The organism is Bradyrhizobium prioriisuperbiae, assembly GCF_032397745.1.
In the GTDB taxonomy this organism is placed as follows: domain Bacteria; phylum Pseudomonadota; class Alphaproteobacteria; order Rhizobiales; family Xanthobacteraceae; genus Bradyrhizobium_A; species Bradyrhizobium_A prioriisuperbiae.
On sequence record NZ_CP135921.1, the window covers coordinates 2,081,145 to 2,096,723 of the forward strand.

Annotated in this window: 13 protein-coding genes; 12 read left to right on the plus strand and 1 reads right to left on the minus strand. The window is 64.6% G+C overall.

Going from position 1 to position 15,579, the window contains the following annotated elements; all coding sequences use genetic code 11:
• Positions 1-63: 63 nt before the first annotated feature.
• The 8 genes from RS897_RS09720 (at position 64) to RS897_RS09755 (ending at position 8,099) form a co-directional block, all read left to right on the plus strand.
• Positions 64-522 (plus strand): Fur family transcriptional regulator, encoded by a 459-nt coding sequence (locus tag RS897_RS09720; RefSeq protein WP_315836356.1) that lies wholly within the window; start codon positions 64-66, stop codon positions 520-522.
• 203 nt (positions 523-725) lie between these two features.
• Complete coding sequence (miaB, locus tag RS897_RS09725) at positions 726-2,138, plus strand: tRNA (N6-isopentenyl adenosine(37)-C2)-methylthiotransferase MiaB (RefSeq protein WP_315836357.1); 1,413 nt, start codon at positions 726-728, stop codon at positions 2,136-2,138.
• A gap of 6 nt (positions 2,139-2,144) precedes the next feature.
• Positions 2,145-3,227 (plus strand): PhoH family protein, encoded by a 1,083-nt coding sequence (locus RS897_RS09730; RefSeq protein ID WP_315836358.1) that lies wholly within the window; start codon positions 2,145-2,147, stop codon positions 3,225-3,227.
• A 32-nt stretch (positions 3,228-3,259) separates the two neighbouring features.
• On the plus strand, positions 3,260-3,769 hold the full coding sequence (ybeY, locus tag RS897_RS09735; protein ID WP_315836359.1) for an rRNA maturation RNase YbeY: 510 nt from the start codon (positions 3,260-3,262) through the stop codon (positions 3,767-3,769).
• A gap of 54 nt (positions 3,770-3,823) precedes the next feature.
• A complete protein-coding gene (locus RS897_RS09740; protein WP_315838573.1) occupies positions 3,824-4,909 on the plus strand; it encodes a hemolysin family protein in 1,086 nt (361 codons plus the stop codon).
• Positions 4,906-6,552 carry an apolipoprotein N-acyltransferase gene (gene lnt, locus RS897_RS09745; protein ID WP_315836360.1) on the plus strand — a complete coding sequence of 549 codons (1,647 nt, stop codon included), beginning with the start codon at positions 4,906-4,908 and terminating at the stop codon, positions 6,550-6,552. Before RS897_RS09740 ends, lnt begins: the two co-directional genes overlap by 4 nt.
• A 203-nt stretch (positions 6,553-6,755) precedes the next feature.
• Positions 6,756-7,172, plus strand: coding sequence for a helix-turn-helix domain-containing protein (locus RS897_RS09750; protein WP_315836361.1), 417 nt, complete (start codon positions 6,756-6,758; stop codon positions 7,170-7,172).
• 204 nt (positions 7,173-7,376) lie between these two features.
• The gene (locus tag RS897_RS09755; RefSeq protein WP_315836362.1) at positions 7,377-8,099 is read left to right on the plus strand and encodes a tRNA (guanine(46)-N(7))-methyltransferase TrmB; all 723 of its coding nucleotides are present in this window, start codon (positions 7,377-7,379) and stop codon (positions 8,097-8,099) included.
• A gap of 15 nt (positions 8,100-8,114) precedes the next feature.
• On the opposite strand, the gene RS897_RS09760 is transcribed toward RS897_RS09755, so the two are convergent.
• A complete protein-coding gene (locus RS897_RS09760; protein WP_315836363.1) occupies positions 8,115-9,209 on the minus strand; it encodes a DUF2336 domain-containing protein in 1,095 nt (364 codons plus the stop codon).
• A 416-nt stretch (positions 9,210-9,625) separates the two neighbouring features.
• Here RS897_RS09760 and rimP point away from each other — a divergent pair, with 416 nt between their 5' ends.
• The 4 genes from rimP (at position 9,626) to infB (ending at position 15,437) form a co-directional block, all read left to right on the plus strand.
• Positions 9,626-10,393: a ribosome maturation factor RimP gene (gene rimP, locus RS897_RS09765; RefSeq protein WP_315838574.1), complete on the plus strand. Its 768-nt coding sequence runs from the start codon at positions 9,626-9,628 to the stop codon at positions 10,391-10,393.
• A 4-nt stretch (positions 10,394-10,397) separates the two neighbouring features.
• Entirely contained in the window at positions 10,398-11,999 is a 1,602-nt protein-coding gene (gene nusA / locus RS897_RS09770) for a transcription termination factor NusA (protein WP_315836364.1), read from the plus strand.
• A 14-nt stretch (positions 12,000-12,013) separates the two neighbouring features.
• The gene (locus tag RS897_RS09775) at positions 12,014-12,694 is read left to right on the plus strand and encodes an RNA-binding protein (RefSeq protein WP_315836365.1); all 681 of its coding nucleotides are present in this window, start codon (positions 12,014-12,016) and stop codon (positions 12,692-12,694) included.
• 64 nt (positions 12,695-12,758) lie between these two features.
• The gene (gene infB / locus RS897_RS09780) at positions 12,759-15,437 is read left to right on the plus strand and encodes a translation initiation factor IF-2 (RefSeq protein WP_315836366.1); all 2,679 of its coding nucleotides are present in this window, start codon (positions 12,759-12,761) and stop codon (positions 15,435-15,437) included.
• Positions 15,438-15,579 lie beyond the last annotated feature (142 nt).

The following is a 15,579-nucleotide window of genomic DNA, read 5'->3' on the forward strand; positions in this document are numbered from 1 at the left end:
CCGAGCTTTGTCCGCCGCACGCCGGAATGGTTTCGGCTGGACAAACTCGAACGGGATTGAACCATGACGACGCTGAAACCGGTCACCGCTTCCGATCCGACCGACATCGAGAAACGTTGCGCGGCGACCGGCATGCGCATGACCGAGCAGCGCCGCGTGATCGCGCGCGTGCTGGCGGAAGCCGTCGATCATCCGGATGTCGAGGAACTGTATCGCCGCTGCGTCGCCGTCGATGACAAGATTTCGATCTCGACCGTCTATCGCACGGTGAAACTGTTCGAGGATGCCGGCATCATCGAGCGCCACGATTTTCGCGAGGGCCGCGCGCGTTATGAGACCATGCGCGACAGCCATCACGATCATCTCATCAACCTGCGCGACGGCAAGGTGATCGAATTCACTTCCGAGGAGATCGAGAAGCTGCAGGCCGAGATCGCCCGCAAGCTGGGTTACAAGCTGGTCGATCACCGGCTCGAGCTCTATTGCGTGCCGCTCGACGACACCCCGGACAAATCGTCCTGAGCCAGCTGTTCCCGAGACACGTCCGGATCGGGACGCCGATATCGGGCCGTTGCGGCCGCAAATGACCGCATTGTGCGCCACAATGGCCGCAAATCGTGTTGTAAAAGCTGGTATTTCCGGCCTTTTCGCTATATCTGACCGGCAATCCCGCGGGAACGCCCCGCGCTTTCATGTCTGCTGGAAACGTAAGTTCTGTTGAGAAGATGAGCGCGCCGCGCAAGCTGCATATCAAGTCATACGGCTGTCAGATGAATGTCTACGATGCACAACGCATGGTGGACACGCTGGCGCCCGAGGGCTTTGTCGAGACGGCGAACGCGGACGACGCGGATCTCGTGATCCTCAACACATGCCACATCCGCGAGAAGGCCTCCGAGAAAGTCTATTCGGAACTCGGCCGGCTGCGTGAAGCCAAGGATCTGGCCGCGCAGAGCGGCCGCACGGTCACCATCGCGGTCGCCGGCTGCGTTGCGCAGGCCGAAGGCCAGGAGATCATCCGCCGCGCTCCGGTGGTCGACGTAGTCGTGGGCCCGCAGAGCTATCATCATCTGCCGCAATTGCTCGCGCGTGCCGAGCGTCAGGGTCGCGCCCTCGACACGGAATTTCCGCTCGACGACAAGTTCAACTTCCTCGCGCCGCCGAAGCCGGCGGCGATCCGCGCGCGCGGCGTGTCGTCGTTCGTCACCGTGCAGGAAGGCTGCGACAAGTTCTGCACCTTCTGCGTGGTGCCCTACACCCGCGGCACCGAGGTTTCGCGCCCGGTTGCGCGCATTGTCGACGACGTGAAGCGTCTCGCCGACAACGGCGTGCGCGAGATCACGCTGATCGGGCAGAACGTCAACGCCTTCCATGGCGACGGCCCCGACGGCAAGCCCTGGCCGCTCGGCAAGCTGCTGCACCATCTGGCTGAAATCCCCGGCATCGTCCGCCTGCGCTACTCGACCAGCCACCCGCGCGACGTCGAGGACAGCCTGATCGACGCCCACCGCGACCTGCCGGCCCTGATGCCGTTCGTGCATCTGCCGGTGCAGTCCGGCTCCGACCGCATCCTGGCCGCCATGAACCGCAAGCATACCGCCGATGATTACCGGCGGATCATCGACCGGTTCCGCGCGGCCTGCGAAGACATTGCTTTTTCATCGGATTTCATTGTCGGCTTTCCCGGCGAAAGCGATCAAGATTTTGCCGCGACCCTCGCGCTGGTCGCGCAAATCGGCTACGCTGGCGCATATTCGTTCAAATACTCACCGCGGCCGGGAACGCCGGCGGCGGACATGCAGGAGATGGTTGCGACCGCAGTGATGGACGAGCGATTGGCGCGGCTTCAGGAGTTGATCGACAGCCAGCAATCGGCCTTCAACAAGGCCACGATTGGAAAAACCGTCGACGTGCTGTTCGAGCGCCCTGCGCGCAATCCCGGCCAGATCGTCGGCCGCACCGCTTATCTGCAGCCCGCCCATGTGATGGCCGGCCCCGACATCATCGGCCAGGTCCTGCCGGTCAAGATCGACAGCCTGGAGCGCTACAGCCTGTTGGGCGCGCTCGCGACATCAGCGGCCTCATCCGCCGAGATACGGAGCGCGACTGCGTCTCCGGCCATGACAACCGGAGCCTGAAAACCCTTGCCAAAAAGCGCATCGGATTCGCCTTCTCTCGCCCCTGGCCGCAAACTCGACCGTGATATTCAGGCCTTGCAGACTCCATCGACCTCGCAAGCCAACTCCGAGACGCAGGTCGTCGTCGCGTTCGACGACAACCGCGCCGCCTCCGCCCTTGTCGGCCCTTACGGCCAGAACCTGGCGCTGATCGAACGCCGGCTCGGCGTCGTGGTCGACCAGCGCGGCAACCACATCACCATCGCCGGATCGCGCGACGCCTGCGACGCCGCCCGCCGCGTACTGGAAACGCTGTATGAGCAGGCCGTTCGCGGCCAGGAGCTGGCGCAGGGCGATGTCGAGGGTGCGATCCGCGCCGTCATCGCCCAGGGCTCGCTGTTCGATTTCGATCCGAAGCTTGCGAAATCGGCGTTCGAGGAAATCAACCTGCGCAAGCGCCCGGTGCGCGCCCGCACCGCCGCGCAGGACTCCTACATCCGTGCCCTGAAACGCAACGAGCTGGTGTTCGGCATCGGCCCCGCCGGCACCGGCAAGACCTGGCTTGCGGTGGCGCACGCCGCGCAGCTGTTCGAGCGCAAGGAAGTCGATCGCATCATCCTGTCACGCCCCGCGGTGGAAGCCGGCGAGCGGCTCGGCTTCCTGCCCGGCGACATGCGCGAGAAGGTCGATCCCTATCTGCGCCCGATCTATGACGCGCTGTATGACCTGATGGACTCCCGCATTGTCGAGCGCGCGCTGCAGAGCGGCGAAATCGAAATCGCGCCGCTCGCCTTCATGCGCGGCCGCACCCTGACCAACGCGGCGATCATTCTCGACGAGGCGCAGAACACCACCTCGATGCAGATGAAGATGTTCCTGACGCGCCTGGGCGAAAACAGCCGCATGATCATCACCGGCGATCCGAGCCAGGTCGATCTGCCGAATGGCCAGCCATCGGGCCTCGCCGAGGCCGCAAAGCTGCTCGACGGCGTCGAAGGCATCGCGCAGGTCAAATTCACCGCCGAGGACGTCATCCGCCACGAACTGGTGGCGCGGATCGTCGCCGCCTACGAAGGCCTGCCGCAAAAGCCCGCGGCCGCGAAACGTTGATGTCTCCGTTATCTGCCGCAAGATCCAGATCGATGCCGCGCCAGGACCCTCCCCTTACCGATATTCTCGTCAGCGCCGATTGCTGGCCGGATGACGCCGGTTATGAGGAGACCATCGTCCGCGCGATCGAGGCCGCGGCCGAAGCCGCGGCCGATCCGGCCTCCAGCGGCGCGGAGATCGCCGTGATGCTGACGGACGATGCCGGCATCCAGACCTTGAACCGCGACTGGCGCGGCTTCGACAAGCCGACCAACGTGCTGTCGTTTCCGGCCGCCGAACAACCGGCCGCAGACGACGATGATGCGCCGCGCATGCTCGGCGACATCGCCATCGCCTATGAGACGACCCGGCGCGAGGCGGAGACCGAACACAAACCGTTCGAGCACCACCTCAGCCATCTCGCTGTCCACGGATTCCTGCATTTGATCGGCTACGACCACGAGACCGACGACGAGGCCGAGGAGATGGAAGGCCTCGAGCGCACCATCCTGGCGCAGCTCGGCATTCCCGATCCTTATGCGTCTTCCGATGAGGTGGGTTAAGTGACACCCGACCCACAGTCGTCCGCAGCCGAATCGCGCGACAGCGCGGCCGAGATAGCGCACGAGCCGCGCAACCTGCCCGTCCCGGTGCAGCAGGGCGAAATCCTGCGTCCCGCGGCCGATACATGGTTCATGCGCGCCTTGCGCACGCTGTTCGGCTGGAAGCCCGGCTCGCTGCGTGCCGACCTGCAGGTGGTGCTCGACGCCTCGACACCGGACGAGACCAGCTTCTCGGCCATCGAGCGCACCATGCTGCGCAACATCCTGGGATTGCGCGAGCGCCGCATCGCCGACGTCATGGTGCCTCGCGCCGACATCGTCGCAGTGAAGCGCGACATCTCGCTGGGCGAACTGATCGACATCTTCGAGAGCGCGGCACACTCGCGCCTGGTGGTCTACAACGATACCCTCGACGATCCCGAAGGTATCGTGCACATCCGCGACCTGCTGGCCTATATCGCGGAACGCGCCAAGGTCGACCCCGCCGTCAATGCCAAGCGCAAAAAGCCGTTTCCGGCGGGCCTCGACCTGCGCGCGGTGAACCTCGGCGCGCCGCTGTCGGACACCAACATCATCCGCAAGCTGCTGTACGTGCCGCCGTCGATGCCGGCGCATGATCTGCTGGCCAAGATGCAGGCGAGCCGCATCCACCTGGCGCTGGTGGTCGACGAATATGGCGGCACCGACGGGCTGGTGTCGATCGAGGACATCGTCGAGCAGATCGTCGGCGAGATCGACGACGAACACGACAGCGACGAGCCGCCGGCGGTGGTGCGCCAGGCGGATAATTCGTTCATCGCCGATGCCCGCGCCAGCCTCGAGGACGTCAAGTCGGTGATCGGCGAGGATTTCGTGATCGGCGAGGCCGGCGAAGAGGTCGATACGCTGGGCGGCTATCTGGTGGCGCAGGTCGGGCGCCTGCCGGTGCGCGGCGAGATCATTTCCGGCCCGGGCGATTTCGAAATCGAGGTGCTGGATGCCGATCCGCGCCGGGTCAAGCGGCTGCGCATCGGCACCCGCAAGGATCGCTCCGCCTTGCGGCATCGGGAAACCCGACGACGCGAAGCCGCCGCCGATGCCGCGCGCCCCCCCGACAGCGGCGGCGCGTCGCCACCGGCGGAAGGAGCTCCGCCCTCGTGAGCATCGCGGCGCGGCTTCATCCGACGCGACTGGGCGCGATCGGTCTCGGAATCATTCTGGTCTGGGGCTGGAAGCGGGCACTGATTGCGCTCGCGGCCGGCGCGGTGTCGGCGCTGGCGATGGCACCGTTCAATGCCTGGCCGGTGCTGTTTCTCACCTTTCCCGTCATGGTCTGGCTGGTCGACGGCGCGGGCGCCGGGCGGCTCGGCGGCGTGCCGGCAGCGGCGCTCAGCGGATGGTGGTTCGGCTTCGGTTATTTCCTCGCCGGGCTCTATTGGGTCGGCTACGCCTTCCTGGTCGACGCGGATATCTTCGGCTACCTGCTGCCGTTCGCGGTCACCGCACTGCCCGCCGGCCTCGCGCTGTTCATGTCCCTCGGCTTTGCGCTGGCGCGGCTGATCTGGACCCGCGATGCATCACGAATCCTGTCATTGGCCGTCGGCCTCACCGTCAGCGAATGGCTGCGTGGCCATGTCCTGACCGGCTTTCCCTGGAATGCGTTCGGTTATGCGCTGACCGAGCCGCTGGCGCTGGCGCAGACAGCATCGCTGATCGGATTGTGGGGGCTGACGTTTCTGGCGGTCGCGATCTTTGCGTCTCCAGCGGTTCTGATCGATCAGCCGCCGCCACGCGCCTCATGGCTGAGCAAGCCATGGATCGCGCCGGCCATGGCTGTGGCCGTGCTGATCGCCATGGGCGTTTTCGGCACAGTGCGGCTGGCGCACGAGCCGGTCCGGCTGGTGGAAGGCGTGCGGCTGCGGCTGATGCAGCCCAATCTGCAGCAGGACATGAAGTTCAACTATTCCGCCAAGCAGGCGGTGATGCAGAAGTATCTGACGCTGTCGGACCGTGCGACCGGGCCGGCCACCTCCGGCGTCAAGGATGCGACCGTCCTGATCTGGCCGGAATCGGCGTTTCCTTTTTTCCTGACGCGGGAAGCCGACGCGATGGCGCAGATCGCCGCGCTGCTGCCGCCGGGCACAACGCTGCTGACCGGCGGGGTGCGACCTCCGGATGCGCCGTCCGGTCCTCACGTTACCCGTGCTTACAATTCGATCTATTCCATTGACCATGATGGCAGCATCCTGAGCGTCTACGACAAGCTGCATCTGGTGCCGTTCGGCGAATATCTGCCGTTCCAGCAGGTGATGGAACGGCTCGGCTTCATTCAGCTGACCATGCTGCGCGGCGGCTACATTCCGGGACAACGCCGTAAGACCATGGAACTGCCGCACGCGCCGAAGGTGCTGCCGCTGATCTGCTACGAGGCGATCTTCCCCGGCGATATCGTACCGCCGGGCGAACGTCCCGGCTGGATCGTCAACGTCACCAATGACGGCTGGTTCGGCATCAGCACCGGCCCTTATCAGCATCTGCAACAGACCCGGCTGCGCGCGATCGAAGAGGGGTTGCCGATCGTACGTGCTGCGAATACCGGGATTTCCGCGGTGATCGACCCGTTCGGGCAGATCGTCGCCCGGCTCGGCCTCGGGGTCGAAGGCGTGCTGGACTCCGGGCTGCCGTCGGCGATTGCGCCGCCCTTGTACGCACGGGTGGGAGATTTGCCGGTGGCAATCCTGGTGGCACTGGCGGCGATTGTGGTCGGCCGGCGCCGCACCAAAACCACTTTGCTGGGCCGATGATCGGATCGCGCGATTCGTAGTCAATTTCGCAATGCGGAATTTATCTTATAATCGGACTTGATGTAGGCTCGGTTTTTTGAGATTTAGACAGTTGGCTTAATCAACTGATCAGTTACGATTTGACCTTGTCCGAACAAACGGCGTATGTCCGTATGAGCCGTTAACTATTCATGACAGCTATGCAAGGGGTGAGGAGTATGCTGATGTCGGCTAAGGCGCCCAATCCGGTTGACAAGTATGTCGGCAGCCGCGTGCGAATGCGCCGTATCATGTTGGGTATGAGTCAGGAAAAGCTCGGTGAGGCGCTCGACCTCACGTTCCAGCAAATCCAGAAATACGAAAAAGGCACCAACCGCATCGGTGCCAGCCGGCTGCAGCAGATCTCCGATATCCTGCAGGTGCCGGTGTCCTTCCTGTTCGAGGGCGGTCCGACCGGTACGCTCAATGCCGAAGGCCTGACCGATGCACCGTCGCCGGCCTATGTCTCGGATTTTCTTGCGACCTCCGAAGGCCTGGCCCTGACCCGGGCATTCACACGGATCTCCGATCCGAAACTCCGCCGGACCATTGTCGACCTGGTCGAGCAGATGGCTTCGCGCGAACAACCCGACCGGCGCTGATCGTTCCGTTCGGGACCTAACGATTATCGCTGGCCTCGAACGCCAGGGCGATGATCGAGACGATGATTTAAGAGCATTCTTGCTTCAGACGATCCTTGCTTCACGGGTCTTGTGTCCAAGGTCTTGCGTCCCTGGTCGCCGGCCGATATCAGGCCGCGCACCCGCGAGCGATGTTGAGCTCGCACCATTGACGCGGACAAGGATATGCCTGTGACAGACGACCCTGCCGGAGGCGATCACGCCGGTCATGCGCAGGGGTCCTTCTTCGGACGCCGCAAAGGCCACAAGCTTCGCAGCCATCAGGCGCAGCTCATCGAGGAGCTGCTGCCGCAGCTGGCGCTCGACCTCGCGACGCCCGCGCCGGCCGACCTGCGCACGCTGTTCAGCGTGCCGGTGAATGACGTGCGCCTCGAAATCGGGTTCGGCGGCGGCGAACACCTGGTGGCGGAAGCCCGCGCGTTCCCGCAGACCGGCTTCATCGGGGTCGAACCCTACGTCAACGGCATGGCCAAAATTCTCGCCGAGATCGAGGCCCAGCAGATCGGCAACATCCGGCTGCTGGCCGGCGATGCCGCTGAGTTGTTGGCGTGGGTGCCGCCCCAAACGCTGCGCCGCATCGATCTCATTCACCCCGATCCGTGGCCAAAGCGGCGGCACTGGAAACGGCGTTTCGTGCAGGATGCGACCATCGCCATGATGACGCGCGCGCTCATGACGCGTGGCGAATTCCGGTTTGTCTGCGACATCGATCATTACAGCGCATGGACACTCGCCCATTTCGTCCGCGCGCACGATTTTCGCTGGACCGCCGAGCGCGCCGACGATTGGCGGCTGCCGTGGCCGGACTACACCATGACGCGGTATGGACGAAAGGCGCAGCGCGAGGGGCGCAAGGCCGCGTATTTGATCTTTCAGCGCCGCGATTAGGTCCTACGCGGACAATCAGACTTCGGCGTGAGCCTCGGCCGGGCGCTTCTGCCAGAATTTGAGCACCCGCTGCGCCGTCGCCGGCACCAGCCGCTCATAGTTCATGCGCGCCTCTTCCATTTCCGGAATCGACGGATTGGGTTTGCCGGGTCCGATCCGGACGATGATCAGGGCGCGCACCGTGGCCCACTGCAGCCCCAGCGATTTGCCCATGATGAGGATCGGGTCATGGCGATCGCCGCGGATCAGATGGTCGATGATCGAGAGACTGACGCCGGTCATCACCGACAGGGTGGCGACGGTCTCTTCGTATTTGTGCTCTTTCGCGAACGCCATCAGCGCGGCTTCGTTCAGCTCTTCCGCCATGCTGAGTGTCAGGATTTCCCGCTGCGCACGGGCGAAGTCGCGCGCGCCGCGCGACGGCGCGGAGCCGATCCCGATCATGGCCTGGTTGATCGCCACCTTCTTGGCCGGCGATGCCATGTCGAACAGGCGGCGGCGCACGATGTCAGCCGAATGCTCGAGCAGCTCCTTGAGCTGCATCTGGGTGATGTCATGGCGCTTGCCGATCGCCAGCGCCAGCACGCCGTCGTCGCTGGCCCGGGTCAGCAGGCCGGAATAACCGGTGGTGGAGAACTGTGCGCCGGAGTTGCCGGCAACGCTGCGGATCACGTCGCGATCGCCGCGGCGCACGATCACGTCGGTGACCGGAGGCGACAGCGTGGCGCGCTCCGAAATCGCGAACAAATGGCCCTGGCCCTTGGCACCGGCGATCTCGATCAAGGTCGGCTCGTCGACCAGCGGCGACGAGCGCAGCAGCGGACCGGAGATGGCGATCTCGTCTTCGTGCACCAGGAGGCCGACCAGCGACGGCGGGGCATTGGGAATCGGGGCAATCTGCTCGGCGAGACGCACGCGGGCGTCGATCTCGACCAGCGGCACGAGGCCAATCAGGATACCGTCGAACAATTCAACGTGCCTGGGCTGGAAATGCGCCGCACCCTGCGCGAACAGATCGGACAGTTTGCGGATGATGTCGGCTTGCCGGCGCGCGTCACCACCCCTTACGACATCGTCGAGTTCCGGAATTATCGGTGTCGGTACGGCCATTACGTATCCTTGCCCGGCACAAGGTGTTGCCCCTGCCGCGCGGTGTTTGGGTCCGCCCTACGCTATTGCGCCCAGGTGAACGAAGGGTTTAGTCCGGCGCGCGCCTTCGCTTGATCGGATGAAATGGAACCGAAACGGCCGCAAGTGAGGGGTCAGCGCCCTTGCCCAGCGCGCAAGAAAAGGCTATATTGGCACCACTAAAGACGTCTCATACGATCGCGTATTGAGAGTGGGCTCCTCCGGGGACCCGCTCTTTTTTATTACCTGAAACAGGCTTGGAAACGGACCGCAGCAATGCGGGAAACACGCCCACGCCCGCGATGGCAGCGAGCGATCGGGGCTCCCTGACCGGGCGCCGGAACGGGACATTAGACGACGCTTAACCTTAAATCGGGTTTGGGATTTTGACTTCGGACATAAACGATCCAACCGCGCAGCCTGCGATCGACGAATTGCTGGACGAACCCCGTCTGGTGGTCGAGCCGGGCGTTGCCGCGCGTGTTGCCGCGGTCGCCGGCCCGGTGCTGCAGGGCATGGGTTATCGTCTGGTCCGGATCAAGGTATCCGGTGAAGCCGGCTGCACCGTGCAGGTCATGGCGGAGCGGCCCGACGGCACCATGCTGATCGAGGACTGCGAAGCGGTCTCGCGGGCGCTATCGCCGGTGCTCGATATCGCCGATCCGATCGAGCGGGCCTATCGCCTGGAGATCTCCTCACCGGGCATCGACCGGCCACTGGTCCGCCGCAGCGATTTCGAGCGCTATACCGGCCATCTGGTCAAAATCGAAATGGCCGTCGCCCATGAGGGCCGCAAGCGGTTTCGTGGCACCCTGACCGGGGTGGAGGGCGACCGCCTCAACCTGCGCCGTGACGACGCGCGTGCCGATGAGGTGGCCGACGTCGCGCTGGTGATGGAAGACATCAACGATGCGCGGCTGGTGCTGACCGATGAATTGATCGCGGAATCGATGCGCCGGGGCAAGGCGGCCGAACGCGACTTGCGCGAGGATCTCGGTCTCGCGCCGCCGCCGCCGTCCCATGCAAAGCGCGATCGTCAGAAATCGATGGCCGCGCCGCCGAGGAAGCCAACGCCGAAACCGAAGCCGAAAGCCAAACCGACCAACACCAAGCAACACCGGCTCGATGCGCAAAACCAGCGCAACGGGCACCACGAAGGAGACTAGGACCATGGCCGCTATCAGCGCCAACAAGCTCGAACTTCTGCAGATCGCCGACGCTGTCGCGCGCGAAAAATCGATCGACCGCTCGATCGTGATCGCGGCGATGGAGGACGCCATCGCCAAGGCGGCGCGGGCGCGCTACGGCAGCGAAACCGACGTGCATGCCGAAATCGATGGCAAGAAGGGCGAGTTGCGGCTGTCGCGTCACATGCTGGTCGTCGAACAGGTCGAGAATTCCTCAAACCAGATTTCGCTGGTCGACGCACAGCGTGCCAATCCGGGCGCGCAGGTCGGCGACACCATCGCCGACACCCTGCCACCGTTGGAATACGGGCGCATCGCGGCCCAGTCCGCCAAGCAGGTGATCGTGCAGAAGGTCCGTGAAGCCGAGCGCGACCGGCAGTACCAGGAATTCAAGGATCGCATCGGCGATATCGTCAACGGCACCGTCAAGCGGGTCGAATACGGCAGCGTGATCGTCGATCTGGGCCGTGGCGAAGCCATCGTGCGCCGCGACGAGATGCTGCCGCGCGAACTGTTCCGCAACGGCGACCGTGTCCGCGCCTATCTGTTCGACGTCCGCCGCGAGACCCGCGGACCGCAGATTTTCCTGTCCCGCACCCATCCGCAGTTCATGGCGAAGCTGTTCGCCCAGGAAGTACCCGAAATCTACGACGGCATCGTCGAGATCAAGGCGGTGGCCCGCGATCCGGGCTCGCGCGCCAAGATCGGCGTGATTTCGCGGGATTCCTCGGTCGATCCGGTCGGCGCCTGCGTCGGCATGCGCGGCTCGCGCGTGCAGGCCGTGGTCAACGAGCTGCAGGGCGAGAAGATCGACATCATTCCGTGGTCGCCCGACATCGCGACCTTCGTGGTCAACGCGCTGGCGCCGGCCGAAGTCGCCAAGGTCGTGATCGATGAAGACCGCGAGCGTATTGAAGTCGTGGTCCCCGATACCCAATTGTCGCTTGCAATCGGCCGCCGCGGGCAGAATGTCCGACTTGCCTCGCAGCTGACCGGCTGGGACATCGACATCCTTACCGAACAAGAGGAATCGGAACGGCGCCAGGCCGATTTCGAAAATTCAACCCGCGTTTTCATGGAAGCGCTCAACGTCGACGAAGTCGTCGGGCAACTGCTCGCGTCGGAAGGCTTTTCGTCGGTCGAGGAACTGTCATTGGTGGATATCAAGGAACTCGCAGGGATCGAAGGCTTCGACGAGGAAACCGCGCAGGAACTGCAGAACCGCGCCCGGGAATACCTTGAGCAGCAGGAAGCCGAACTCGACGCCAAGCTCAAGGAGCTGGGCGTCGATGAGGCGCTGAAGACGGTGCCGGGCACCAATCTGAAAATCCTGGTCAAGCTCGGCGAGAACGGCGTCAAGACCATCGAGGACCTGGCCGATTGCGCCACCGACGACCTCGCCGGCTGGACCGAGCGCAAGGACGGCGAGACCACCAAGCATCCGGGCTTCGTCGAAGCCGCGGATCTGTCACGGGAAGATGCGGAAGCCCTGATCATGCAGGCACGCGTCGCGGCGGGATGGATCTCGGAGGCTGACCTCGTCAAGCCGGCAGCGCCCGACGCCGCCGACGATCATCCGGCGTAAGGTCATGCCCTCGCATGCTGGCAGCCCTCGAACCCGCAGATCTTGACGACGGACCCCGGACCGCAAAGTCCGGGACCGAACGGATGTGCGCGGTCACGCGGCAGGTGCAGCCGATCGAGGACCTGATCCGGTTCGTGGTCGCGCCCGACGGCCAGGTGGTCGCCGACCTGAAACGCAAGCTGCCCGGCCGGGGCCTGTGGGTTTCGGCCGCGCAAGGAACGGTCGCGGAGGCCGTCAAGCGCGGCGTATTCGGCCGCGGATTCAAGCGCGATGTGCGCGTTTCGCCGGATTTCCTGGCCGAAACCGAAAATCTGATGGTCCGCAGCCTGATCGAGGCGCTGGCCATGGCCGGCAAGGCGGGCGCCGTGGTCTCCGGCTTCAGCAAGGTGGAAACCGCGCTGCAGCGGGGCGAAACCGCCGCCCTGATCCATGCCTCCGACGGCGCCGCCGATGGAATCCGCAAGCTGGACGCGACAGCGCGGCAAATCGCGGGCGAAACCGGTGAAATTCCGGTTCTCAACGCATTGACCTCTGCAGAATTGGATTTGGCACTAGGGCGGTCAAATGTGATACATGCTGCCCTGCGCGCGGGCTCGGCGGCCGAAACCGTCCTTGCCCGCTGCCGACGCGTCGTCCGGTTTCGCGCTGAACCGGACCGCCGGGTGACAAAAATTTCAAAGTCAAAGGACGTCTGAAGCAGACGGCTTGGACCGAGTGACGCGGCGCGCTGGCGCGCCCAACGAGATTAGGGATGACTGAATGGCTGAGACGAAGAATCCTGGCGACAAGACGCTAAGCGTCGGTTCGAAAACTCTGTCGCTGAAGCCGCGCACAGAGACCGGCGTCGTGCGCCAGAGTTTCAGCCACGGCCGCACCAAGTCGGTGGTGGTCGAAAAACGGACCAAGCGTCGCTTGCCCGGTGAAGGGCCAGGGCCGAGCGAAGCCCCACCGCGTGCGCCGGAACCGCCGGTGAAAGCTGCGCCCGTCGCTCCCCCGCGCCCGACCCCGCCGTCCCGTCCGGCTCCGCCGCCCCGTGGCGGTTCGGGCGTCGTGCTGCGCACTTTGACCGAGGACGAGCGCAGCGCGCGCGCATTGGCGCTCGCCGATGCCAAGGTCCGCGAAGAGGAAGAGCGCCGCGTCGCCGAGGAAGAGGCCGCGCGCCGCAACACCAAGGAATTCAAGGAGCAGCAGGAACGCGAAGCCGCCGAAGCGCGCCAGCGCGAGGAAGCCAACCGCCATCGCCTGGAGGCCGAAGCCAAGCGCAAGGCCGAACTCGAAGCCAAGAAGCGTTTCGGCGAGGAAGAAGCCAAGCAGCAGGCGGCGACCTCGGCTGCGCCGGCAGCGGCACGCCCCGCCGCGGGCGCTCGCCCCGCGACTGGCACCACGCCCGCACGCCCGGCCATCACGACCGCGGCCCGCCCGGCCGGAGTTCCGGCCGAGCCGGACGAGGATGACGGTCCGCGCCAGATCCGCCGTGGTCCCGGCGGCGCCGCGCGCCCCGTCATCGCGCCCAAGCCGACCGCCAAGCCGGCGCCGGCCAAGCAGCGGGGACGTCTGACGCTGGTCACCGCACTGACCGCCGACGATGTTCGCGAACGCTCGGTTGCCTCATTCCGCCGCCGCACCCAGCGGCTGAAGGGTCATCAGTCGAACGAGCCGAAGGAAAAGCTGATTCGCGAGGTGGTGATTCCCGAAGCCATCACCATCCAGGAGCTCGCCAACCGCATGGCGGAGCGCGCCGTGGACGTGATCCGCATGCTGATGAAACAGGGCCAGATGGTGAAGATCACCGACGTGATCGACGCCGACACGGCCCAGCTGATCGCTGAAGAACTCGGCCACACCGTCAAGCGCGTCGCCGAATCCGACGTCGAGGAAGGCCTGTTCGACGTTGCCGACGATCATGCCACCGATCAGACGCCGCGTTCGCCGGTGGTGACCGTGATGGGTCACGTCGACCACGGCAAGACCTCGCTGCTCGACGCGCTGCGCCACGCCAATGTGGTCAGCGGCGAAGCCGGCGGTATCACCCAGCACATCGGCGCCTATCAGGTGACCTCGCCGGAGAGCGGCAAGAAGATCACCTTCATCGACACCCCGGGCCACGCCGCGTTCACCGCGATGCGCGCCCGCGGCGCCAAGGTGACGGATATCGTGGTGCTGGTGGTGGCCGCCGACGACGGCGTGATGCCGCAGACGATCGAGGCGATCAACCACGCCAAGGCGGCGAAGGTGCCGATGATCATCGCCATCAACAAGATCGACAAGCCCGATGCCAAGCCGGAGCGTGTCCGCACCGAACTGCTGCAATACGAGGTTCAAGTCGAATCGTTTGGCGGTGAAGTCGTCGATGTCGAGGTCTCCGCCAAGAACAAGACCAATCTCGACAAACTGCTCGAGATGATTGCGCTGCAGGCCGACTTGCTCGACCTCAAGACCAATCCGGATCGTCCGGCGGAAGGCACCGTGATCGAAGCCAAGCTCGATCGCGGCCGTGGCCCGGTGGCGACCGTGCTGGTACAGCGCGGCACGCTGCGCATCGGCGACATCATTGTCGCCGGCGCCGAAATGGGCCGCGTCCGCGCCCTGATTTCGGATCAAGGCGTCTCGCTCGACGAGGCCGGTCCGTCGGTTCCAGTCGAAGTGCTCGGCTTCAACGGTCCGCCGGAGGCCGGCGACCGGCTCGCGGTGGTCGAGAACGAAGCCCGCGCCCGCGAAGTGACCGACTATCGCGCCCACCAGAAGCGCGAAAAGTCCGCCGCCAGCATCTCCGGCATGCGCGGTTCGCTCGAACAGATGATGTCGCAGCTCAAGACCACGGGCCGCAAGGACTTCCCGCTGGTCATCAAAGCGGACGTGCAGGGCTCGCTCGAAGCGATCCTCGGCTCGCTCGAGAAGCTCGGCACCGATGAAGTCGCAGCCCGCATCCTGCATGCAGGCGTCGGCGGCATCAGCGAATCCGACGTGACGCTGGCTGAAGGCTTCAATGCCGCGATCATCGGCTTCAATGTGCGTGCGCACAAGGAAGCCGGCAATCTCGCCAAGCGCAACGGCATCGAAATCCGCTACTACAACATCATCTACGATCTGGTGGATGACGTGAAAAAGGCGATGTCCGGCCTGCTCGCGCCGACGCTGCGCGAGACAATGCTCGGCAACGCCCTGATCCTGGAGGTGTTCAACATCTCCAAGGTCGGCAAGATCGCGGGTTGCCGCGTCACCGACGGAACCGTGGAACGCGGCGCCAATGTGCGCCTGATCCGCGACAACGTGGTCATCCATGAAGGAAAGCTTGGGCAACTCAAGCGCTTCAAGGACGACGCCAAGGAAGTCGTCTCCGGTCAGGAATGCGGCATGTCGTTCGAAAATTATCAGGACATGCGGCCCGGCGACGTTATCGAGTGTTATCGTGTGGAGACGATCCAGCGCTCGCTGTAAGTCCAAGTCTTACATCGAGTTTGGGATCGCATTACGAACCGACCTCATTTCGCGAGCAGCCCGTTTGAGCGGCTGCTCGCGATGAGGCCATAAATCTTTTAATCACTCACGATGAGGCGCGCGGCCTGCCGCGCGTCCCCAG